A 21,256-nucleotide genomic window follows, 5' to 3' on the forward strand; every position below is an offset into this window, starting at 1 on the left:
CCGGACGGACAGCGCCAGGCGCTGCCCGCGGGGGGCTCGGTATTGTTAGAACGTGCCCTTGAGGCCGAACGAGATCGACATCGCCTGATAGGTGGCGCCGGCCGCGTCCGATTGGTGAACGTCGGGGCTCGCCCCGGTCGTGTCGACCATCTTCATGTCGCCGCGCGCATGGAAGACGCGCTCGAACGATCCCGTGACGAACAGCGCCGCCATCTCGTTGAGCTGGTAGTTGGCCGTGACATTGGCGCCGATCATCGGGGCTATCTCCATGCTGTCGTAGAAACGCAGGTCACGCATCCAGTGGTCGTCGATGTCGTCGATGCCGAAGCTGAGGCCACCTTGCAGGCCGCCGCTCAGCGTCAGCGCGCCGATCGTATGGGCGCCGTTGACGGCGAGGAAGCCGACAGGAATCTTCTGCTGGTAGCTGATGCCGCGCTCGCCATCGGGGAAATCGCCGACGTCGTCGCGAAAGCCGCCGCTGCTGTAGATGTAGGAGCCGCCATAGGCGGTCCACTTGACGTCGGTGTAGCGGAAGCCCGCGCCGACGTCGAAGCTGGTCGTGTCGTTCTCGTAGACCTGCCGGTCGACCTCGACGGAGCCGCTGAAATAATGGTCGAGCTGGGTGTCGGGATGGGTCGACCGATCGGTCCAGTCGTCATTGCTGTAGTCCATCCAGTCATAGTCGACCATGTGGCCGTCGCCGCCGGTGCCGACGTTGAAGGCCGCGCGGACCTTCCAGTTCTTGTCGATCTGCGCGTCGGCGCCCAGCGTGTAGAGCGTCATGCCCTGGCTTTCCCAGTTGAGCTGGCTGAGCTTGTGGGAGCCGTCATAGACGAATTCGCCAGCCTTGACATTGGCAAGGCCGACGCTGCCATAGAGGGAGAATGCGCCGTCCGGCGAGGTAAAGAGGTCGTCCGCCGCAGCGGCAAAGGTCGGGCAGAGCGCGAGCCCGACGAACAGCGCGGTCGTGGTCAACAGCTTGGTCATGCGAAAGTCCCCATGTCAGTGAATGTCAGATGGCCGGCACCCTTGCGGAAAACGCAAATGGCCTCAATGGCTTGCAGCGTCCACTTCTGGGCTTTGTGGCGGCCAAAACTGGGTGCATTCGCCGTTTCGGCGCACGTGTCTGTCCTTGGTGGGAGAATGCCCGCAACCTCGCGCCGCCCTTGGCGCTTGCGGCACGGGGTGTTTTTCCCGATGATCGAATGACACGGAAGGGGATGGTAATGGCGGACGATCGCAGATGGGCCTTGATCACGGGCGCGACGGGCGGGCTGGGGCAAGCGTTCGGCATGGCGCTTGCGAAGCGCGGCTACAATCTCGTGCTGACGGCCCGCAATGGGGGTGCGCTTGAGGCGTTGGCGGCAGAGCTGAGGAGCCGCCACGGCGGTCAGGTGGTCGTGCAGGTCGCGGACCTGGCCGAACCGGATGCCTGCCTTCAACTGAAGCAGGCGCTCGACGCCCGCGGGCTCGTCATCGAGACGCTGGTCGCCAATGCCGGCTATGGCGTTCAGGGCCGATTCGTCTCGCGGCAGCGCGACGCCGAACTCGGCATGGTCGACGTCAATGTGCGGGCCCTGACCGATCTTGCGTATCTCTTCGCAAAGGACATGGCCGAGCGCGGTGGCGGGCATATCCTTCTGGTCGCCAGCACCGCCGCCTACCAGCCGGTCCCCGGCTATGCGGTCTATGCGGCGTCCAAGGCCTATGTGCTGGCCTTCGGCCACGCGCTGCACCGCGAGCTTACGCGCCGCAAGGTCGTGGTTACCGTAACCTGTCCCGGCCCGACGGAAACGCCCTTCTGGGAGCGGGCCGGCCACCGGCTGAACCGGATGGCGTCGGCGGTCCTGATGACGCCCGAGGCCGTGGCGGAGACGAGCCTGGATGCCCTTTATGCCGGGCGAGCCAGCGTCGTGCCGGGATTGGCCAACAGGCTGATCACGCTGTCGACGCATCTTTTCCCTCGCCGCCTGCTGGCGCTCGGGGCGTCATACTTCATGAGCAACGCGAAATAGTCTTTCAGACCGAAATCAGGCTCGCAGCCGCGTCTCCGGCAAAGCCGGTCCGCGCGACACGACCGTCGGCGCCCATGCGCAGCGTACCGTCGGCGAACAGGCGCAGCGCCTGGGCATAGCTGCGGTGCTCGACGGTCAGCACCCGGGCCGCAAGGCTGTCCGAGGTGTCGCCGGGAAGAACGGGCACGACGGACTGGGCGACGATCGGCCCTTCGTCCATGCCTTCGGTGACGAAATGCACGGTGCAGCCGGCCACCATCATGCCGGCGTCGAGCGCCCGCTGATGGGTGTGCAGGCCGGGAAAGAGCGGCAAAAGGGAAGGGTGGATGTTGAGGATCCGGCCTTCATAGGGACGGATGAAATCGGCGCTGAGCAGGCGCATGTAGCCGGCGAGGCAGATGATGTCGGGCGACAGCGCGGCCAGCGCGGCAAGTATCGCCGCCTCGTGCTCGCCCTTGCTGCCATAGGCGCGGCGCTCGAAGACGTGGGTTGCGATGCCGCGCTCGGCGGCCTTGGCCAGTCCGCCCGCCGTCGGCTTGTCGGAGATGACTGCGACGATCTCGGCCGGAAAGTCCGGTGCGGCGCAGGCATCCGCCAGCGCCACCATGTTCGAACCGCCGCCGGAGATGAAGACGACGACGCGTTTGCGGGCCGTCGTCATAGAGCGAGCTTGCCTTCGTAGCGGGTGCCGGCCTCGCCCTCGGCGCGGGCGATCATGCGGCCGAGCGTCACGACCTTCTCGCCCTCGGCTGAGAGGACTTCGGTCACGCGGGCGGCGTCCTTCTCGGCCACGACGACGATCATGCCGACGCCGCAGTTGAAGGTGCGCAGCATCTCGTTCTGGGCAACGCCGCCGGTGCGCGCGAGCCAGGAGAAGACCGGCGGAACGGTGATGGCGTCGAGATCGATCGAGGCGGCGAGGTGCTTGGGCAGCACGCGCGGAATGTTCTCCGGGAAGCCGCCGCCGGTGATGTGGGCGAGCGCCTTCAGGGCGCCGGTCTCGCGGATCGCCTTCAGCAGCGGCTTGACGTAGATGCGTGTTGGCTCGAGCAGGGCGGCGCCGAGCGTCTTGGCCGTGTCGAAGGGCGCGGCTGCGTTCCAGTCGAGGCCTGACAGGCCGACGATCTTGCGTACCAGAGAAAAGCCGTTGGAATGCACGCCCGAGGAGGCGAGGCCGAGGATCACGTCGCCCTCGGCGATGTCGCCGGCGGGCAGGAGTTGGCCGCGCTCGGCGGCGCCGACGGCGAAGCCGGCAAGATCATAGTCGCCGCCGGCATACATGCCGGGCATTTCGGCGGTCTCGCCGCCGATCAGCGCGCAGCCCGCCTCGCGGCAGCCGGCGGCGATACCGCCGACGATAGCAGCCCCCTGGTCCGGGTCGAGCTTGCCGGTGGCGAAATAGTCGAGGAAGAACAGCGGTTCGGCGCCCTGGACGACGAGATCGTTGACGCACATGGCGACGAGGTCGATGCCGACCGTGTCGTGAATACCGGCGTCGATGGCGATCTTCAGCTTGGTGCCGACGCCGTCATTGGCGGCGACGAGAACAGGATCGGTGAAGCCGGCCGCCTTGAGGTCGAACAGCCCGCCGAAGCCGCCGATCTCGCCGTCGGCGCCGGGCCGGCGCGTCGAGCGCACGGCCGGCTTGATCTTCTCGACCAGCAGATTGCCGGCATCGATGTCGACGCCTGCGTCGCTATAGGTCAAACCGTTGCGTTCAGACTGGCTCATCTCGTGCCTCCGATGGGTGTCGATATTGCCGGTGGCCATTGCATGAAGAGCCCGGATATGCAAGTCGCGCGGCGGGGAAAGCGCGGTTTTCCGGCGTTTTCGCCAATCGCATGATGCTGTCGCGGGTGCATGACCTTGACCTTCCGTTTCGGCCTGACCTATCTGGCGTTTCCTGCTAGAAGTGCCGGCAAGGCATGCGGCTGCGGCAAGAAAGAGGAAGACGGGCAATGGTTCAGCACATCAGTGGTAGCGGGCTCAGGCGACAATTGATGTTCTGGCTCGCAGCGCTTGCGGTCTTCATCTTCTTCCTGATGATGTTCCGCACCATCCTATTGCCGTTCATCGCCGGCATGGCGCTCGCCTATTTTCTCGATCCGGTCGCCGACCGGCTGGAACGGCTCGGTCTTTCGCGCATGTGGGCGACCGTGGTCATCCTGGTCACCTTCATCGTCGTGTTCGTGCTGTCGCTGATGATCATCATCCCGATCCTCGCAAGCCAGCTCAACGAGTTCATCCAGCACATTCCCGGCTACATCACACAGTTGCAGACCTATATCACCACGTCCAACGCGGCATGGCTGCCGGGCTGGCTGAGCACCCAGACGGATACGATCAAGGAAAACTTCTCCAAGTATCTTTCCGAAGGTGTCGGCTTCCTCGGCACGCTGATCGCGCAGATCTGGAATTCCGGCAAGGCGCTGGTCGATATCGCGTCGCTGCTGGTGGTGACCCCGGTCGTCGCCTTCTATCTCCTGCTCGACTGGGACCGGATGATCGCCAAGGTCGATGGTTGGATTCCGCGCGGCCATGTCGCCACGGTCCGTGCGATTGCCGCCGAACTGGACAGCACCATTGCCGGGTTCGTGCGCGGGCAGGGTTCGCTCTGCCTCTTCCTCGGCATCTACTACGCGGTCGGCCTGTCGTTGATCGGCCTGAACTTCGGCCTGCTGATCGGCTTCCTGACCGGCCTTCTGAGTTTCATTCCCTATGTCGGCTCGACGGTTGGGCTGGTGCTCGCGGCCGGGGTGGCGGTGGTGCAGTTCTGGCCCGACTATGTCCACCTGATCATCGTCGTGGTGTTCTTCTTCTCCGGCCAGTTCATCGAAGGCAATATTCTGCAGCCGAAATGGGTGGGCAAGAGCGTCGGACTTCACCCGGTCTGGCTTATGTTTGCTCTGTTCGCCTTCGGCGCGATGTTCGGCTTCGTCGGCGTGCTCATTGCCGTGCCGGCGGCGGCCTCGGTCGGCGTGCTTGTCCGCTTCGCGCTGTCGCGGTATCTTGAGAGCGACCTGTATTATGGACAATCGACGCTGGTGGAAATCGCTCCCGATCCCGGCGTTTCAGAGAAGTAGATGCGTGAAATGATGAAGGCCGCGCCGCACCGCAGGGCAGCCGAACAACTGCCGCTCGCTTTCGAGCACGGAACCGCGTCCGGCCGCGACGACCTTCTGGTTTCGGATCGTCTGGCGACGGCCGTCGCGCTGATCGACAGCTGGCCCGACTGGCCGTCGCCGGTGGTGATCCTCGCGGGGCCGGCCGGATCGGGAAAGTCGCATTTGGCGCGGATCTGGGCTGAACAGGCGCAGGCGACGCCGATCGATCCGGTGAAGGGCAAGCATGCCGCGCGGGTCGCCGCTGAGGGGCCCGTCCTGCTCGAGGACGCCGATCGCTCGGGATTCGACGAAGTCGAACTGTTCCATGTGATCAACAGCGTGCGCGAGCACGGCACCAGCCTGCTGATGACCTCGCGCACCTGGCCGCTGTCCTGGCCGGTGGCGCTTGCCGACCTGCGTTCGCGGCTGAAGGCGGCGACCTTGGTGGAAATCGGCAGCCCGGACGAGGCGCTCCTGTTCCAGGTGATTGTCAAGCTGTTCGCCGATCGCCAGCTTAATATTGACGACAAGATCGTCGACTATATCGTGAAGCGCATGGAGCGCTCGTGCGCCGCTGCCCAGGAGGTCGTCGACCGGATCGACCGGCTGGCCCTGTCGCGACGGACGAAGATCACGCGGGGGCTGGCGGCCGAAGTCCTGGGAGAACTCTACGAGCCCGACGGCACGGAGTGAGCGTCACAGGATTGTCGTTAAACTGTTATAATTGCGGGCACTCCGGCATTTGAGGGCCGGCAATCGAGGGATGGACAATGGATTCTGTGGTGACTGAGACGAATATCCCCGATCACGTCTTGGGGGAGGCACCGGAGGACCTGACCAACAGCCCCTTGCGCTTCATCAACCGCGAATTTTCCTGGCTGCAATTCAACCGTCGCGTACTCGAGGAAACGCTGAACACGGCGCATCCGCTGCTCGAACGCATCCGATTTCTGTCGATTTCGGCCGCCAATCTCGACGAATTCTTCATGGTGCGCGTCGCAGGCCTTGAGGGCCAGGTCCGCCAGGGCATTACCATCAAGAGCCCGGACGGCAAGACGCCTGCCGAGCAGTTGGACGATATCCTGAAGGAAATCGACAACCTGCAGATGGAGCAGCAGGCTTCTCTGGCCGTCCTGCAGCAATACCTGGCGAAGGAGGACATCCTGATCGTCCGTCCGGCGGCACTGTCTGCCGAGGACCGGACCTGGCTTGCGACGGAATTCGAGGAATCGATCTTCCCGGTGCTGACGCCGCTGTCGATCGATCCGGCCCATCCGTTCCCGTTCATCCCCAATCTCGGCTTCTCGATGGGCTTGCAGCTCGAGAGCCGGCGCACCGGCGAGCCGATGACGGCACTGTTGCGCCTGCCGCCGACGCTCGACCGCTTCGTTCGCCTGCCGGACGACAAGTCGACGATCCGTTACATCACGCTGGAAGACGTCGTCGGCCTTTTCATCGACCGCCTCTATCCGGGCTACGAGGTCAAGGGGTTCGGCACCTTCCGCATCATTCGCGACAGCGATATCGAAGTGGAGGAAGAGGCCGAAGACCTGGTGCGCTATTTCGAGACGGCACTCAAGCGCCGCCGCCGCGGATCGGTGATCCGCATCGAGGTCGACTCCGAGATGCCGGTCGGCCTGCGTCAGTTCGTCGTGCATGAACTGGCAGTTCCCGACAATCGCGTCGCTGTTCTGCCCGGCCTGCTGGCTCTCAACACGATCTCGGAAATCGCCAAGGCGCCGCGCGACGACCTGCGCTTCGAGCCCTACAATGCCCGTTTCCCGGAACGGGTGCGCGAACATGCAGGCGATTGCCTGGCGGCCATCCGCGAGAAGGACATGGTGGTCCACCACCCGTATGAATCCTTCGACGTGGTCGTGCAGTTCCTGCTCCAGGCGGCGCGCGACCCGGACGTTCTGGCAATCAAGCAGACGCTCTACCGCACATCGAACGACAGCCCGATCGTGCGCGCGCTGATCGACGCCGCCGATGCCGGCAAATCGGTAACGGCGCTGGTTGAACTGAAAGCCCGCTTCGACGAGGAGGCCAATATCCGCTGGGCACGCGACCTGGAACGCGCCGGCGTGCAGGTCGTGTTCGGCTTCATCGAACTGAAGACCCATGCCAAGATGTCCATGGTCGTGCGGCGTGAGGACGGCAAGCTTCGGACCTATTGCCACCTCGGCACCGGCAACTACCATCCGGTGACGGCGAAGATCTACACCGACCTGTCATTCTTCACCTGCAATCCGAAGATCGCCCACGACATGGCGAATGTCTTCAATTTCATCACCGGCTATGGCGAACCGGAGGAGGGCATGAAGCTTGCGGTTTCGCCCTACACGCTTCGGCCCCGCATCCTGCGCCATATCGAGGAAGAGATCGCCCACGCGAAATCCGGCAAACCTGCATCGATCTGGATGAAGATGAACTCACTGGTCGACCCGGAGATCATCGACGCGCTCTACCGCGCCAGCCAGGCCGGCGTCGAGATCGATCTCGTCATCCGCGGCATCTGCTGCCTGCGTCCGCGCGTACCGGGCCTGTCCGACAATATCCGCGTCAAGTCGATCGTCGGCCGCTTCCTCGAGCACAGCCGCATCTTCTGCTTCGGCAACGGCTTCGGCCTGCCGTCGGACAAGGCGCTCGTATACATCGGCTCGGCCGACATGATGCCGCGAAATCTCGACCGCCGGGTCGAGACGCTGGTTCCGCTCGTCAACCCCACCGTCCATGAGCAAGTCCTTTCACAGATCATGCTGGGCAACTTGATTGACAACCAGCAGAGCTACGAGATATTGCCCGACGGAACGTCGCGGCGCATGGAAGTGCGGCCCGGCGAGGAACCTTTTAACGCGCAACACTATTTCATGACCAATCCGAGCCTGTCGGGCCGGGGAGATTCGCTGAATGAAAGCGCGCCGAAACTGATTGCCGGGATCATCTCCGGCAGGAAACAATAACTGGTACTTCATGACAAGATCAGAAGCGCAGGGGCGACTGCCTGGCATAGCCCCTGTCTCCGTCGTCGACATCGGCTCGAACTCGATCCGACTGGTTATCTATGAAGGCCTGTCGCGGGCACCCACCGTCTTGTTCAACGAGAAGGTGCTGTGCGGGCTAGGCAAGGGTCTGGCGACCACCGGGCGGATGGACGACGAGGGCGTATCGCGGGCGCTTGCAGCCTTGAAGCGTTTCGGCGCGCTGTCGCGCCAGGCCCGCGCCACGGCGATGTATGTGCTGGCCACGGCGGCGGCGCGCGAGGCGCAGAACGGCCCCGATTTCATCCGCCGGGCCGAAGAAATCCTCGGCCAGCGCATCGAGGTCCTGACCGGCGAGCAGGAGGCCCTTTATTCGGCGCTTGGTATCGTCAGCGGTTTCCATGATCCCGACGGGATCGCCGGCGACCTCGGCGGCGGCTCGCTTGAGCTTATCGACATCAAGGGCCGCGAACTCAGCACCGGCATCACCCTGCCGCTCGGCGGCCTGAGGCTGTCCGAGACGGCCGGCGGTTCGATCGCCAAGGCGCGGGCTTATTCTCGCAAGTTGATCAAGCCGGCGGCCATGCTGGAACGGGGCAGGGGCCGCACCTTCTACGCGGTCGGCGGCACGTGGCGAAACATCGCCAAGCTGCACATGGAAATGCGGAACTACCCCTTGCACATGATGCAGGGCTACGAGCTGCCTTACGACGAAATCGTCCGGTTTCTCGAAGACATCATATCCGGTGCCAATGCCCGCGATCCGGCCTGGGGATTGATTTCCAAGAGCCGCCGTACCCTGCTGCCCTTCGGTGCGGTCGCCATGCGCGAGGTGCTCGAAGTGATGCGGCCCGAGCGGGTTTCGTTTTCGGCACAGGGCGTGCGCGAGGGCTACCTTTATTCTCTGCTGTCCGAGGAGGATCGCGCGCTCGACCCGCTGCTGGCGGCGGCCGACGAACTGGCCATACTCAGGGCCCGTTCACCGGAACATGCCCGCGAACTGGCCGATTGGACAGGTCGGATGATGCCCTTCTTCGGCGTGACCGAAACGCAGGAGGAAAGCCGCTACCGGCAGGCCGCCTGCCTGCTCGCGGATATCAGCTGGCGCGCTCATCCGGATTATCGTGGCCTGCAGGCACTCAACATCATCGCCCATTCCTCCTTCGTCGGCATCACCCACCCGGGTCGCGCCTTCATCGCGCTCGCCAACTATTATCGTTTCGAGGGCCTCTACGACGATGGCCAGACGGGTCCGCTGGCGACGATCGCCACCGAGCGGCTGCTGGAAAACGCCAAGCTGCTCGGCGGCCTGCTGCGTGTCGTCTATCTGTTCTCCGCTTCGATGCCGGGCATCGTTCACAACCTGGCCTTCCGGACTTCCGCGCGGCCCGATCTCGATCTGGAATTCGTCGTGCCGTCCGCCTATCGCGAATTCGCCGGCGAGCGGCTCGATGGCCGCCTGCAGCAACTGGCGCGCCTGACCGGCAAGCGGCTGGCCTTCCGCTTCGAGTAGGGTTTTCCAGTCTCCGCTCGTCTTTTAGACCAAACGGGTGGCTGCAAGCCATTAATCGGCCTTTTTGCGATCTAGGCCTCCAGGGCCAGCACGGCAAAGCTCGCGAGCCAGTGCTCGCCCATATAGTCACCGGCGACATGGGGAAGGGCGGTGGCGAGATGGTTTGCCGCAGCCTCGTCCATTATCTGCCGTCGTGCGTCCGGTTCCGCAACAGATTTCGCCAACGAACGCCAGCACCAGGCGCGCGACAAGTTCAGCCCGTCGAGATGGGCGATCTTGCCATCCGAACGATCGGATACGGTGGCCGGCACGAACAGGGTCTTTGGCTCGCATTGCATCAGGTTGGGCATGAAATGGGTCCACCATTCGGAAAACTCGGCTTCAGGTAAGAGGCGGCGCATGCATTCCGCCTCGATCAGCGTCGAGGATAGGAAATCGTCGCCGGACGGCTCGCCCCAGGCCGGGCAGTTCGCATCCCGGCCATACCAGCGCCGCGCGGTCGTCCGCAGCAGATCATTGAGCGCCTTGTCCTTGACGGCCTCGCCATAGTCTGTAGCCAGCCGAAGCGCGAAGGCGGTGTTGAAATGCGTGCCGACGCGCACCGGATAGGTGGCGAGCGGCAGGAAATAGTGGATTCGTGCGACGATCCGGTCTGTCAGCGGCCGCAGGGTCCGGGCGAAACTGCGGTCTTCGGCCGCCTCCAGTTCAGCGGCCAGTTTCAGCAGCCAGCCCCAGCCATAGGGCCGCTCGAAGCCGCGATTCATCGGACGATCGAAGGTGGCGCATTCGCCCGCGATGCTCTCGCCGGTCAGCTGGCGGGTGAGCAGCGCGCGGATTGCCTCGGCCGATGGCATGTCTGGAAAACGGTTGAGCAACCGGACCAGCATCCAGTAGCCGTGCACGCAGGAATGCCAGTCGAAGCTGCCGAAGAAGACCGGATGCGTTTCGCGTGGGCTTTGCAGATCGCTTGCCCCGGCAAGCACATGGCCGGGCTTGTGCGGGTATTCCCGCTCGACATGGCCAAGGGCGATCCGCGCGAAGCGGTCGGCGGTTTCGCGATCAAGCGTCGTCGTCATCGCTAACGTCCCCGGTCTCCGGTTCGAAGGCATCGCCCCAGTCGGTCCGACGGGCCGCCTTGAACACGGCGCCGTCGCGGCGGCTGACGGTCAGTTCTTCGGCGTGACCATCGGCAAGACACAGTTTAAGCCGGACGAGCCCGCTCGAGGTGCGCGGCGGCGCGAGCACGCGGGCCGGCGGTGGCGCGGCGGGGTGCCGCGAGGCGGCGATGAAGATGTATTTCTCGTCTTCCCAAGGCACTTCCGCCCCCTTGGAAAGCCGGTGAACCCGCGAGCGCGCGACCCGGCGGGAAAAATGGCACCAGTCGGGTGCCGCGATCGGACAATCTTTCGCATGCGGGCAGGGCGCAACGACGTTGGCGCCCGCGTCGATCAGCGTCTGCCGCGCCGCCAGAATGCGCCGCCAGCCGGCCGGCGTGCCCGGCTCGACGATGACGATGGTATGGGCGGTCAGATCCCAGAGCCGCTGCACGACATTCGCTATGGCCGTCTCAGCAATCTCGTCCAGCACATAGGCCAGCGTCACGAGGTCGGCCGGTTCGAGCGGCGGGACGTTGCCGGTGATGTCGCCGGCGAGCCAGTCCGTCGCGACGTTCGAGTGCTTCGCCAGCGCCGCGCCGACCGATCGGATGGCGGGGCTAGCCTCGACGAGGGTCGCGCGCCCGAGATCCGGCCAGGCATCGCTGGCTGCCCAGAACACCGTGCCGGGCCCGGCACCGAAATCGAGAAGGCTCTTTGGCTGGAAATCGGCGGACGCCTCCTCGACCATGGAGAGCGCAGCGCGAACCGCGGCATAGGTCGCCGGCAGGCGGGTGGCGAGATAGGCTTTCGCGGCAAGCTCGCCGTCGAGATGGAATTTGCCGTCGCGCACCTCCCGCCGATAGCGATCGGAGAGTTTTTCGCTGGCGCGGGCCAGACGCTCGATCGGCTCGTGCGCCAGCATCTGCTCGACGGCGGCCTTGAGCGGGGCGGGGAGTTCCATCGATCCCGTCCTCTTTCGCTAGCCTGCGGGGCTCAGAATTCCACCGCTTCGACGCGCTTGTCGACGAAGCGCAGGCCGACCCCACCGGAAATCAGCTTCAGCGCGACATCGCCGAACAGCTCGCGCCGCCAGCCGTGCATGGCCGGCACGTCGGCCTTTTCGCCCTCGGCGGCGATCTTTTCCAGATCCTCGGTATTGGCGATCACCTTCGAGGCGACACCGTGCTTCTCCGAGGTAAGACGCAACAGCACCTTCAGCAGTTCGACGGCCGCCTGGGCGCCCTCGGGGGCGTGGCTGTGGCGGTGGACATGCGGCATGTCCGACTTCGGCAAGGCAAGCGCCGCATTGACCTGTTCGACGATCGCCGCACCCGAGGCAGAGCGTTCCCAGCCCTTCGGGATGGTGCGCAGCCTTGCCAGCGCTTCGGTGTCCTTCGGCTGTTGCTGGGCGATCTCGTAGATCGCATCGTCCTTCAACACGCGCGAGCGCGGGACGTTGCGGTTGCGCGCTTCGCGTTCGCGCCAGGCGGCGACATATTGCATGACGGCCAGCTCCTGCGGCTTGCGCAGTCGCATTTTCAGCCGCTGCCAGGCGTCGTCGGGATGCAGGTCGTAGGTTTCGCGGGATTCGAGGATGGCCATTTCCTCGGTCAGCCAGCCGGCGCGACCCTCGCGGTCCAGCTCTTCCTTGAGCTTCAGGTAGACGTCGCGCAGATGGGTGACGTCGGCCAGTGCATAGTCGAGCTGCTTTTCCGACAGCGGCCGGCGGCTCCAGTCGGTGAAGCGCGAGGTCTTGTCGATATGGACGTTCTTCACCTTCTGAACGAGCTGGTCATACGAGACGCTGTCGCCGAAGCCGCAGACCATGGCTGCGACCTGGGTGTCGAAGATCGGATGCGGGATCAGGTTGCCGAGATGGAAGATGATTTCGATGTCCTGCCGGGCGGCATGAAACACCTTGATCACCGAAGTATCGGCCATCAGCGTGAAGAAGGGCGCAAGGTCGAGGCCCTTGGCCAGCGGATCGACGATCACTTCAAGATCGGGGCTCGCCATCTGGATCAGGCAGAGTTCAGGCCAGAACGTCGTTTCCCGCAGGAACTCGGTATCGATGGTGATGAAATCCGATTGGGCCAGCTTGAGGCAGGCTTCTTCTAATGCGGCAGTGGTCTCGATCATTGGGGCTCGGTCATGAACTGGAGTGGATCAACCTTAGTTCCCCTTTCGACCGGCGATGTCAATACAACCGGCGCCCTGCGGGCTTTGCCGGGGCGTTGACCCACGGCTTTTCCGCGTGGCTGATAGGTCAGCCCTGGTCGGCGGCATCGATGCCGCGCGCCTTGCGCACTTCCGCGATGTTGGCGCGGTGAACCGCTTCATAGGGTTCGAAATAGATGATCCGCCCGGCGTCGATATCCTCGGCCACGAAGTCGCGCAGGGAGAGGGTGTCGAGCGCCGGGTCTTCGGCGCGATCGAGCAGCCTTTGCAGGTAGTCGCGATTGGCGTCGATCAGGCTTGGCGCATAGCCGCCGGCGGCGATCCCTTCGCGCGCGCCATGGTCCGGCAGGATGCGGCGGATCGGTAGGGTCTTCAGCCGGTTGAGTTCGGCGATGTGGGTGGCGATATGCTCGGGCTCGGAGATGTAGGTGATGGTGTCCTCAAGCGTGTCGCCGGCCAGAAGTATGCCTTCGTCCGGCAGGAATAGCACGGTCCCGTCGGCGCTGTGAATGTCGAATTGCAGGAGCTCGACCGTGCGTGGACCGAGCATCAATGTCATCTGTCCCTCGAACAGCCGGTTCGGCATGACGACGGGATTGATCGGCGGCGTCTTGCGCGCGAGTGTCTTGACGTTCTCGATCAGCGCCTTTGCCGTCAGTCGATTGGCGATGATCTCGCAATCGGCGAAGATTGCGTTTCCGGCAATGTGGTCGGTGTGCCAGTGGCTGAGCACGAGGCGTATGGCCGTGACGCCCAGCCCTTCGAGGTGGTCGCGCACCGCGCGGGCATGGTCGAGGGAGGTATGACTGTCGTAGACGATCGCCTCATGGCTGGCGACCAGGGCGTAGGTGGCGATGCCGAGCGAATAGGCGCCGTCGTCGAGCCAGTTCTTTGCCTCGGAGTAAAGGCGCTTTCCGACGATCCGGCCGTCGTAATAGGCATAGAGACCGGGATAGGGCTCGAGGACGGTCATTGTGGCGGCGAGGTTTGGCAAGGCGTGGCTCCTTATGGCGCGACGGCGCTGCAGTATGGAAACGTCGGGACTATGCCATCCCGCGGCATGCGTTGACAGTTGTCAACCATGCCGTCGTCTGCACGATCCGCGGTCATCCTGGCTTCCCACTCCCGGTGAGGGCGATTAATCGCCCTTGTCGGACGGCGGTGCGGCCAGCTTGTTGAAGAAGGTCGACGTCCGCAGCAGGTTGCGAAAGCCCATGCGGCGCTCGGAGGCCGGGACGCCCTCGCGCACCATCATGCGGCTCAGCGTATAGGCCATGAAACCGAAAAGCACGACCACCATGTAGATGAACAGCGCCTGCGGGCCGAACAGGTCGAGCATGAAGGAGGCGAACAGCGGGCCGATCACCGCACCGATCGACCAGAAGAACAGGGTGCCGGCCGAAACCAGGGCATGCTGGCCGGGCGCCGCATGGTCGTTGGCATGGGCGGAACAGAGCGAATAGAGCGGCATGGCGAAGGCCCCGAAGGCGAAGATGCCGGCGAAATTCAGCCACGCATTGGTCCCGGCGACAAAGGCGAGGAACAGTCCCGAAGCGAAGGCGCCGAAGGTGGCGACCAGGATGATCAGCCGTCGATCGAGCTTGTCGGAATAATGGCCGAGCGGATATTGCAGCACCACCCCGGCGAAGATGCCGACGCTCATGAAGGTGGCGATCGCCGTCACCGACATGCCGATGCCGTCGGCATAGATCGGACCCAGCGAGCGGAAGCTGGAATTGGTCAGTCCGACGACGATGCAGCCGACGGTCGCCAGCGGCGACACCTTCCACAGCACGCGGATGTCGAAGCGCACGTCTTCCGGCGCTTCGGGGCTGGAGCGGTCGGTCAGCGAGATCGGCACCAGCGACAGCGTCAGCGCCATGGAAATGATGACGAACAGCTCGAAGCCGCCGATGCCGACGGCCGGGATGGCATATTGGGCCAGCGTGACGGCGCCCAGATCGACGAAGCGATAGATCGACAGGGTCCGGGCGCGGGTCGAGTTGGTCACCTTGGCGTTCAGCCAGCTTTCCACCACGGCGAACAGTCCGGCAAAGCAGATGCCCTGGACGAGGCGCATCGAGAACCAGGCGGTCGGATCGATGAACAGCAGCATCAGGATCGAGGCGGCGGAGGCGATGGCGGCGAGCGCCGAGAAGGTGCGGATATGGCCGGTCGCCCGGATCAGCCGGGTGACGTAGATGCAGCCGATGGCAAAGCCGATATTGTAACCGGTGCCGACCACGCCGATCATCGAGGTGGAAAAGCCTTCCTCCAGCGCCCGCAGCGAGATGAAGGTTCCCTGCAGGCCATTGCCACCGATCAGGATGCCGGCGGTGGCAAGCAGGGGGATGAGCGGGCGCAGCGACGACATGAAGGCCTATTCGGGCAGATTGAGGCGCGACTCGGAATAGCCCGAACGCCGTTCATCTTGTATCTGTGCCGGTGCGATGAAAACAGTTCACGTCGTGAATGAAGCCATCACGAAAATCGATTGACCTTGGCAATTGCCATGATGCGCGAAAGCCTTCAGCCTTGACAAATCGGGCGCGTCATGCGCTTGTCCGCGCGATTTAAAGCCCGAGATTCCGTGCCCTTGCCGGATGCCCATCAAAGAATATGCAGGATAAAACCATGCACCGTTACCGCAGCCATACCTGTGCCGCTCTCCGCAAGTCCGATGTCGGTTCCACCGTCCGGCTTTCCGGCTGGGTCCATCGCGTCCGCGACCATGGCGGCGTGCTGTTCATCGACCTGCGCGACCATTACGGCATCACCCAGGTGGTGGCCGATCCGGACAGCCCGGCCTTCAAGCTGGCCGAGACCGTGCGCGGCGAGTGGGTGATCCGCATTGACGGCCTCGTCAAGGCCCGCACCGAGGACACCGTCAACAAGACCATGCCGACCGGCGAGATCGAACTCTACGCCCAGGAAATCGAGGTTCTCTCGGCCGCCAAGGAACTGCCGCTGCCGGTCTTCGGCGAGCCGGACTATCCGGAAGACGTGCGCCTCAAGTACCGCTTCCTCGACCTGCGCCGCGACACGCTGCACAAGAACATCGTCAAGCGCACGCAGATCATCTCCGACATGCGCCGCCGCATGGGCGATATCGGCTTTGCCGAATACACCACGCCTATCCTGACGGCCTCCTCGCCGGAAGGCGCACGCGACTTCCTCGTCCCGAGCCGCATCCACGAGGGCCAGTTCTTCGCCCTGCCGCAGGCCCCGCAGCAGTACAAGCAGCTGCTGATGGTCGCCGGCTTCGACCGCTATTTCCAGATCGCCCCCTGCTTCCGTGACGAAGACCCGCGCGCCGACCGCCTGCCGGGCGAGTTCTACCAGCTCGACCTGGAAATGAGCTTCGTCACCCAGGAAGATGTCTGGGAAACCATCGAGCCGGTCATGACCCAGGTGTTCGAGCAGTTTGCCGACGGCAAGCCGGTCACCAAGCAGTGGCCGCGTATTCCCTATGACGTGGCGATCCGCAAGTACGGCTCCGACAAGCCGGACCTGCGCAACCCGATCGAGATGCAGGAAGTGACCGAGCATTTCGCCGGCTCCGGTTTCAAGGTGTTCGCCAACATGATCGCGTCCAACCCGAAGGTTGAAGTCTGGGCAATCCCGGCCAAGACCGGCGGCTCCAGAGCCTTCTGCGACCGCATGAACGCCTGGGCGCAGTCGACCGGCCAGCCCGGCCTCGGCTACATCTTCTGGCGCCAGGAAGGTGCCGTGCTCGAAGGCGCCGGCCCGCTCGCCAAGAACATCGGCGAGGAGCGCACCGAAGCGATCCGCACCCAGCTCGGCCTGGACGAGGGCGATGCCTGCTTCTTCGTCGCCGGCGATCCGGCGAAATTCTACAAGTTCGCCGGCGAAGCCCGCACCCGCGCCGGCGAGGAGCTGGATCTCGTCGACCGCGACCGTTTCGAGCTGTGCTGGATCGTCGACTTCCCGTTCTACGAATGGAGCGAGGAAGAAAAGAAGATCGACTTCGCCCACAATCCCTTCTCGATGCCGCAGGGTGGTCTGGAAGCGCTGGAGAGCCAGGATCCGCTGTCGCTCAAGGCCTATCAGTATGATGCGGTCTGCAACGGCTTCGAAATCGCTTCCGGTTCGATCCGTAACCAGTCGCCCGAACTGATGGTCAAGGCCTTCGAGAAGGTGGGCTTGAGTAAGGCCGACGTCGAAGAGCGCTTTGGCGGTCTCTACCGCGCCTTCCAGTACGGCGCTCCGCCGCACGGCGGCTGCGCGTTCGGCATCGACCGCGTGGTCATGCTGCTCGTCGGTGCGAAGAACCTGCGCGAAATCTCGCTCTTCCCGATGAACCAGCAGGCGCAGGACCTGCTGATGAACGCCCCGTCACCGGCGACCCCGACGCAGCTGCGCGAACTGGCGCTGCGCGTCGTGCCGCAGCCGAAGAAGGACTGATCGGTCCCTTTAACCGTTAGCCTTACGAAACCCCGGTCGCCGACGCGATCGGGGTTTTGTCGTTATGGATCAACAGGCTGTCGGGGCGCCTTGAATCACGATGGCAGGGCGTTGTCGAGGAAGTACCACTGGTCGAGATGGGCGAGCACGACCGGCTCGATCACCGCGTTCAACAGCTTGATGTCCTCCGCCAGCCGCTCGCCGGGCTTTGCTTCCGGCGGTAGCTTGAACGGCGGCAGCGCATAGGCATCGAAGCGGAAGCCGTCGCCCGTGCGCACATTGTACCAGGGGCAGATCGTCGCTCCGGTCATCCGCGCCAGGCGAATGGTCAGCGCGATATTGCCCTCGAGATGTGGCGCCCGGCCGAACAATGGACCGCGGATCTTGCCGGCAAAGGCCTCGTCGGCAAAGACCGAGACGACGCCGCCCTTCTTCAGCAGGCTGACCGCCGGGCGAATGCCCTGCATGCCGGGCGGAATGAAGCGAAGGCCGGTCTTGCTGCGGACCCGCTGGGCGATCCAGGCCTTGGCCCGTTCGACGGGGGGAACGTAGAACGCATAGGGCTGGACGCCGATCTGGCGCAGGATGATCGGGCCGATTTCCCAATTGCCGAGATGCATGCCGACGATGATGATCGGTCCGGCCTTTGCCGCATCCTGGATGTATTCCGGATTGTGCAGCACCATGCGCTCGGGCTGCCGGGCGATGCGGTTGACCACCGAAAACTCGGTCATCAGCCGGCCTTGCGCCTTGCAGTTCTCGATGTAGAGCGCTTCGCGCTCGGCCTCGTTCATCTGCGGGCAGAGCCGGGCGATCGTTGCACGCGCCCGTTTCTGCGCCACTTTGTGATATCGGGGCAGGGCGAAGAGGCCGAGGCGGGCGCCGAAGTTGGAACAGACATCCATCGGCATCAGCTTCATGCCGTAATGGCCGGCAAGATGCAGGCCGTTCCAGACATTGTCGGTGAGCCAGTACTTGACGAAGGCCTTGCGAGCCTTGCCGCCTGCTATGAAATCGGCGAAGCCCGGCGCATCGGGCCGGCTGAACCGCCAGGCCTTGCGCTTGGCGATGTCCGGTTTTGCACTTTCTCCTGCCGACCTTGCCGGCGCATCCTGCTCTGTCATTGGCTCGAAGCTCCCCGGCGATGCAGCGTGACTGGCAAGCCACCCTTGGGACGCAGCGTCAGGCGGCAATGCGGTTCGACCTTGTGGCCCTGGCGGAGCCTGAGGCTGAACTTCTGCGCCAGGATGGCCAGACAGATAACGGCCTCGGTCTCGCCAAAATGCTGGCCGGGACAGACGCGCGGCCCGCTGGCAAAAGGAATGAAGCTGTAGGGCTTCGGTCGGTTGTCGCCGAGAAAGCGCTCCGGCTTGAAGTGGTGCGGCTGTTCGAACAGGCTGGGCGTTCGGTGCAAGAGCCAGGGCACGATCAGGACGAGCGAGGCGGGCGCCACGTCGATGTCGCCGATCCGATCTTTTTCCTTGGCCTGGCGGGCAAGGATCGGCACCGGCGGGTAGAGCCTGAGCGTCTCGTTGATCACGGCGCGGCACCAGTCAAGCTTCGGCACGTCATCGACGGTGGGCACGCGGTCGCCGCAGACGCGGGCGATTTCGTCCTGTACCTGCTTCTCGACCCAGGTCGCCTGCGACAGCAGGTACCAGGCCCAGGTGAGGGTGGCGGCCGTCGTCTCGTGGCCGGCCATGAAGATCGTCGCTGCCTCGTTGCGCAGCGCCACCATGTCGAGGTTGAGCTCCGGATTGCGCTGCTGGCGGCGGATCAAGAGATCGACCATCGAACTGTGATCGCCGCGACCCGCCAAGTGATCCTCGACCACCTTGTCGATCAGGTCATGGATGCGCTTGACCGACCGCTTGAGCGAGGGCGTGCGCAGAACGGGCAGGCCCTCGTCGAAGCCGATGAAATAGCCGAGATTCACCGAATCGATCAGCGACTGGTAGCTGGAAAAGCTGTCGGTGATCGCGTCGGCGCTCTCGCGGCCGAGCTGGTTGCCGAAGACGCTGCGGGAAATGATCTCGGCGGTGAGCCCCGCCATTTCGTGCAGCACGTTGATCTCGGCGCCGTCGGGCATGGAGTTCCAGCGCTCGACCATCTCGCTCGCCGTCTTCTCCATTACGGGACCGAAGGCCGGCACGCGGTTGCGGTGGACGATGTCGTTGACCAGCGAGCGGCGCTGCTTCCAGGTCTCGCCATCCGAAATGAACAGGCCGTCGCCGAGCAGATATTCCAGCGCCCGTCGCATCTGCGGGGACTTGCGCTCGAAATTGTCGTGGCGATTGACGACCACATAGCGGATCAGATCGGGCGAATTGACCAGAACGATCTGCCGGCCGAGGATCCGGATGGAGCTGACCTTCTCCTTGAAGTCGCCGGTGCGCCAGACGGACAGGAAGTCGGTGCGTGCCTGCAGCAGCAGGTTGAGCGGACGATTGGGCTTGCCGTCGTAATAGTCGGCATGGGCCGGCTCGAAGTCGTGCCCCTCGAGTTTCTCGGAGATGTTGACGGGGCGCTGAAGCCAGCCGAGCATGGTGTTCCGTTCCGCAAGTGTGGCCGTTGAGGCGGTAGATCCTTCAGGCTAGCCTTAGCGAATGCCGCGCGCCGGTCAATCCGCAAGCCCTGGATATACTGTCGCTCCCGGCCGCGCAGGCCGGGAGCGGAGACTGGTCTGGAATTGCGGGAAAGCCGCTATTCGTTCGCGGTGACGGAGACGCCGAGCAGGGTGGGCAAGCTTTCCGGCGCGCCCATCGCTGCGCCCAGGATCATCGGGAAGGGCACTTCCTTCTCCGGCTCGGCCGTGATGGTGATGTTCTTCGGATCGTCGATGAAGGCGTTGACCGCTTCGGAGACCTGGTTCTGCAGTGCGCCGAGCTTGGCCTGGGCGAGCAGGATCGGCAGCATGCCCTTGACCATCTGCGCCATCTGTTCGCCGTTCGACCCCTGCTGCTTGCCTGCATAATCGAGACCGCGCTCGGTGATGCCCGCGTCTTCGAAGCTGATCTGCGCGCTCTGGAACGACATCTGCTGCATCAGGCCGAACATGGCGATGCCGGCAGCCTGCTGCGCCTGCTCGCTGTTCGCATCGGCCTGCATGGTGCGGGCGGTCTCCTGCAACTGCTTGACGAGATCCATCGTGTAGCCGGTCAGCGCGAAGGACATGGACAGGCTTCCGATATTGGCGAAGTCGAGCGTGTAGTCCTCAAGATCGATTGTGCCGCTCGACGGCTCCCAGCTGCCCGACGCCGAGATGTCGCCTTCGATCACCGGAATCCCGAGAGCTTCGACGGCCTCCTTGGTCTTCGGCTCCAGCGTCGAGAGGTCGACGGTGAGACCGGTCAGGCCGCCCTCGAACGAAAGGGAGCTTCCATCCTCGGAGACGCCCGTCGTTATGGAACTCTCTTGGACGCTAACGATCTGTTTGCCATCGACTTTCACCTCGACCGAACCGCTATGGGCTTCGTCATACATCATCATGGCGTCCAGATCGTCGCCGGTCGTGCTGCCGGGCACTCGTACGCCGGCGAGATAGAGATCCTTGACGTTGAAGCTGCTGTTGTCCTCGGTGACATTCACCTCGGGGAACTCGATGCGATCGATGTGGTAGGCGCCGCCGTCTGCCTCGGTCACGTCCTGCAGCGTCAGATTGCCCAGCGCGATCGACTTTTCCTGCGGGCCGGTGGCGGTGAAGGTCGTGCCCTTGAGCACGACGTCATTGCCGTTGATCTCGATCGATTCGGCCTTCAGCACGCCGCTGCCGGCGGCATAGGCGGCGTTGATCTTGGCGAGCAGGTCCTGGCCGTCGAGGGCGGCGAAGGCCGGGCCGGAGAGAGCGGCGGATGCGGCGCCTGCCAACAGGAGCCCTTTGAAGCGAATTCGAGTCATGGAACGATCCTCTCATCGGAACGGGGTGAAATTTCGGCGCGGTAGA

At 64.0% G+C, this 21,256-nt stretch carries 17 protein-coding genes; 6 read left to right on the plus strand and 11 right to left on the minus strand.

Going from position 1 to position 21,256, the window contains the following annotated elements; all coding sequences use genetic code 11:
* Positions 1 to 45: 45 nt before the first annotated feature.
* A complete protein-coding gene (locus tag RHIZ70P_RS12970; protein WP_115670722.1) occupies positions 46 to 987 on the minus strand; it encodes an omptin family outer membrane protease in 942 nt (313 codons plus the stop codon).
* Positions 988 to 1,226: 239 nt separating this feature from the next.
* Here RHIZ70P_RS12970 and RHIZ70P_RS12975 point away from each other — a divergent pair, with 239 nt between their 5' ends.
* The gene (locus RHIZ70P_RS12975) at positions 1,227 to 2,015 is read left to right on the plus strand and encodes an SDR family NAD(P)-dependent oxidoreductase (RefSeq protein ID WP_210209741.1); all 789 of its coding nucleotides are present in this window, start codon (positions 1,227 to 1,229) and stop codon (positions 2,013 to 2,015) included.
* Between the two features lie 4 nt (positions 2,016 to 2,019).
* On the opposite strand, the gene purN is transcribed toward RHIZ70P_RS12975, so the two are convergent.
* Together purN and purM are read right to left on the minus strand one after the other, a co-directional pair.
* Entirely contained in the window at positions 2,020 to 2,676 is a 657-nt protein-coding gene (purN, locus tag RHIZ70P_RS12980; RefSeq protein ID WP_115670724.1) for a phosphoribosylglycinamide formyltransferase, read from the minus strand.
* Complete coding sequence (purM, locus tag RHIZ70P_RS12985) at positions 2,673 to 3,746, minus strand: phosphoribosylformylglycinamidine cyclo-ligase (RefSeq protein ID WP_115670871.1); 1,074 nt, start codon at positions 3,744 to 3,746, stop codon at positions 2,673 to 2,675. The genes purN and purM overlap by 4 nt, the downstream gene beginning before the upstream one ends.
* Before the next feature lie 227 nt (positions 3,747 to 3,973).
* Between purM and RHIZ70P_RS12990 the strand changes: the two genes are divergently transcribed.
* The 4 genes from RHIZ70P_RS12990 to ppx all read left to right on the plus strand — a co-directional run bounded on the left by RHIZ70P_RS12990 (position 3,974) and on the right by ppx (position 9,613).
* Positions 3,974 to 5,098: an AI-2E family transporter gene (locus RHIZ70P_RS12990; protein WP_115670725.1), complete on the plus strand. Its 1,125-nt coding sequence runs from the start codon at positions 3,974 to 3,976 to the stop codon at positions 5,096 to 5,098.
* Positions 5,099 to 5,812, plus strand: a complete 714-nt coding sequence (hdaA, locus tag RHIZ70P_RS12995) for a DnaA regulatory inactivator HdaA (RefSeq protein ID WP_115670726.1) — start codon at positions 5,099 to 5,101, stop codon at positions 5,810 to 5,812.
* A gap of 77 nt (positions 5,813 to 5,889) precedes the next feature.
* Complete coding sequence (locus RHIZ70P_RS13000) at positions 5,890 to 8,082, plus strand: RNA degradosome polyphosphate kinase (protein ID WP_115670727.1); 2,193 nt, start codon at positions 5,890 to 5,892, stop codon at positions 8,080 to 8,082.
* A gap of 10 nt (positions 8,083 to 8,092) precedes the next feature.
* Positions 8,093 to 9,613, plus strand: coding sequence for an exopolyphosphatase (gene ppx / locus RHIZ70P_RS13005; protein ID WP_115670728.1), 1,521 nt, complete (start codon positions 8,093 to 8,095; stop codon positions 9,611 to 9,613).
* A 71-nt stretch (positions 9,614 to 9,684) separates the two neighbouring features.
* Here the strand turns inward: ppx and RHIZ70P_RS13010 are convergent, their stop codons facing one another.
* The 5 genes from RHIZ70P_RS13010 to RHIZ70P_RS13030 form a co-directional block, all read right to left on the minus strand.
* Positions 9,685 to 10,689 (minus strand): DUF2891 domain-containing protein, encoded by a 1,005-nt coding sequence (locus tag RHIZ70P_RS13010; RefSeq protein ID WP_115670729.1) that lies wholly within the window; start codon positions 10,687 to 10,689, stop codon positions 9,685 to 9,687.
* Entirely contained in the window at positions 10,673 to 11,671 is a 999-nt protein-coding gene (locus RHIZ70P_RS13015) for a small ribosomal subunit Rsm22 family protein (protein ID WP_115670730.1), read from the minus strand. The genes RHIZ70P_RS13010 and RHIZ70P_RS13015 overlap by 17 nt, the downstream gene beginning before the upstream one ends.
* Positions 11,672 to 11,703: 32 nt before the next feature.
* A complete protein-coding gene (rnd, locus tag RHIZ70P_RS13020; protein ID WP_115670731.1) occupies positions 11,704 to 12,849 on the minus strand; it encodes a ribonuclease D in 1,146 nt (381 codons plus the stop codon).
* Positions 12,850 to 12,976: 127 nt separating this feature from the next.
* Complete coding sequence (locus tag RHIZ70P_RS13025) at positions 12,977 to 13,882, minus strand: MBL fold metallo-hydrolase (RefSeq protein ID WP_235842223.1); 906 nt, start codon at positions 13,880 to 13,882, stop codon at positions 12,977 to 12,979.
* A 144-nt stretch (positions 13,883 to 14,026) separates the two neighbouring features.
* Positions 14,027 to 15,262, minus strand: coding sequence for an MFS transporter (locus RHIZ70P_RS13030; protein ID WP_115670733.1), 1,236 nt, complete (start codon positions 15,260 to 15,262; stop codon positions 14,027 to 14,029).
* Positions 15,263 to 15,522: 260 nt separating this feature from the next.
* On the opposite strand from RHIZ70P_RS13030, the gene aspS reads away from it, so the two are divergent.
* Positions 15,523 to 17,313, plus strand: coding sequence for an aspartate--tRNA ligase (aspS, locus tag RHIZ70P_RS13035; protein ID WP_115670734.1), 1,791 nt, complete (start codon positions 15,523 to 15,525; stop codon positions 17,311 to 17,313).
* Positions 17,314 to 17,408: 95 nt separating this feature from the next.
* Here the strand turns inward: aspS and RHIZ70P_RS13040 are convergent, their stop codons facing one another.
* The 3 genes from RHIZ70P_RS13040 to RHIZ70P_RS13050 form a co-directional block, all read right to left on the minus strand.
* Positions 17,409 to 18,437, minus strand: coding sequence for a lysophospholipid acyltransferase family protein (locus RHIZ70P_RS13040; RefSeq protein WP_115670735.1), 1,029 nt, complete (start codon positions 18,435 to 18,437; stop codon positions 17,409 to 17,411).
* Complete coding sequence (locus RHIZ70P_RS13045; RefSeq protein ID WP_115670736.1) at positions 18,434 to 19,858, minus strand: cytochrome P450; 1,425 nt, start codon at positions 19,856 to 19,858, stop codon at positions 18,434 to 18,436. The genes RHIZ70P_RS13040 and RHIZ70P_RS13045 overlap by 4 nt, the downstream gene beginning before the upstream one ends.
* 158 nt (positions 19,859 to 20,016) lie before the next feature.
* On the minus strand, positions 20,017 to 21,210 hold the full coding sequence (locus RHIZ70P_RS13050) for a hypothetical protein (protein ID WP_115670737.1): 1,194 nt from the start codon (positions 21,208 to 21,210) through the stop codon (positions 20,017 to 20,019).
* Positions 21,211 to 21,256: the final 46 nt, after the last annotated feature.

The organism is Paenirhizobium selenitireducens ATCC BAA-1503 (assembly GCF_900492185.1).
Taxonomy (GTDB): Bacteria; Pseudomonadota; Alphaproteobacteria; order Rhizobiales; family Rhizobiaceae; genus Allorhizobium; species Allorhizobium selenitireducens_A.

Excerpts from the sequence above, each read along its gene's own strand:
- RHIZ70P_RS12970 (WP_115670722.1), bottom strand. The coding sequence starts at position 987 with ATGACCAAGCTGTTGACCACGACCGCGCTGTTCGTCGGGCTCGCGCTC.
- RHIZ70P_RS12975 (WP_210209741.1), top strand. The coding sequence starts at position 1,227 with ATGGCGGACGATCGCAGATGGGCCTTGATCACGGGCGCGACGGGCGGG.
- purN (WP_115670724.1), bottom strand. The coding sequence starts at position 2,676 with ATGACGACGGCCCGCAAACGCGTCGTCGTCTTCATCTCCGGCGGCGGT.
- purM (WP_115670871.1), bottom strand. The coding sequence starts at position 3,746 with ATGAGCCAGTCTGAACGCAACGGTTTGACCTATAGCGACGCAGGCGTC.
- RHIZ70P_RS12990 (WP_115670725.1), top strand. The coding sequence starts at position 3,974 with ATGGTTCAGCACATCAGTGGTAGCGGGCTCAGGCGACAATTGATGTTC.
- hdaA (WP_115670726.1), top strand. The coding sequence starts at position 5,099 with ATGCGTGAAATGATGAAGGCCGCGCCGCACCGCAGGGCAGCCGAACAA.
- RHIZ70P_RS13000 (WP_115670727.1), top strand. The coding sequence starts at position 5,890 with ATGGATTCTGTGGTGACTGAGACGAATATCCCCGATCACGTCTTGGGG.
- ppx (WP_115670728.1), top strand. The coding sequence starts at position 8,093 with ATGACAAGATCAGAAGCGCAGGGGCGACTGCCTGGCATAGCCCCTGTC.
- RHIZ70P_RS13010 (WP_115670729.1), bottom strand. The coding sequence starts at position 10,689 with ATGACGACGACGCTTGATCGCGAAACCGCCGACCGCTTCGCGCGGATC.
- RHIZ70P_RS13015 (WP_115670730.1), bottom strand. The coding sequence starts at position 11,671 with ATGGAACTCCCCGCCCCGCTCAAGGCCGCCGTCGAGCAGATGCTGGCG.
- rnd (WP_115670731.1), bottom strand. The coding sequence starts at position 12,849 with ATGATCGAGACCACTGCCGCATTAGAAGAAGCCTGCCTCAAGCTGGCC.
- RHIZ70P_RS13030 (WP_115670733.1), bottom strand. The coding sequence starts at position 15,262 with ATGTCGTCGCTGCGCCCGCTCATCCCCCTGCTTGCCACCGCCGGCATC.
- aspS (WP_115670734.1), top strand. The coding sequence starts at position 15,523 with ATGCACCGTTACCGCAGCCATACCTGTGCCGCTCTCCGCAAGTCCGAT.
- RHIZ70P_RS13040 (WP_115670735.1), bottom strand. The coding sequence starts at position 18,437 with ATGACAGAGCAGGATGCGCCGGCAAGGTCGGCAGGAGAAAGTGCAAAA.
- RHIZ70P_RS13045 (WP_115670736.1), bottom strand. The coding sequence starts at position 19,858 with ATGCTCGGCTGGCTTCAGCGCCCCGTCAACATCTCCGAGAAACTCGAG.
- RHIZ70P_RS13050 (WP_115670737.1), bottom strand. The coding sequence starts at position 21,210 with ATGACTCGAATTCGCTTCAAAGGGCTCCTGTTGGCAGGCGCCGCATCC.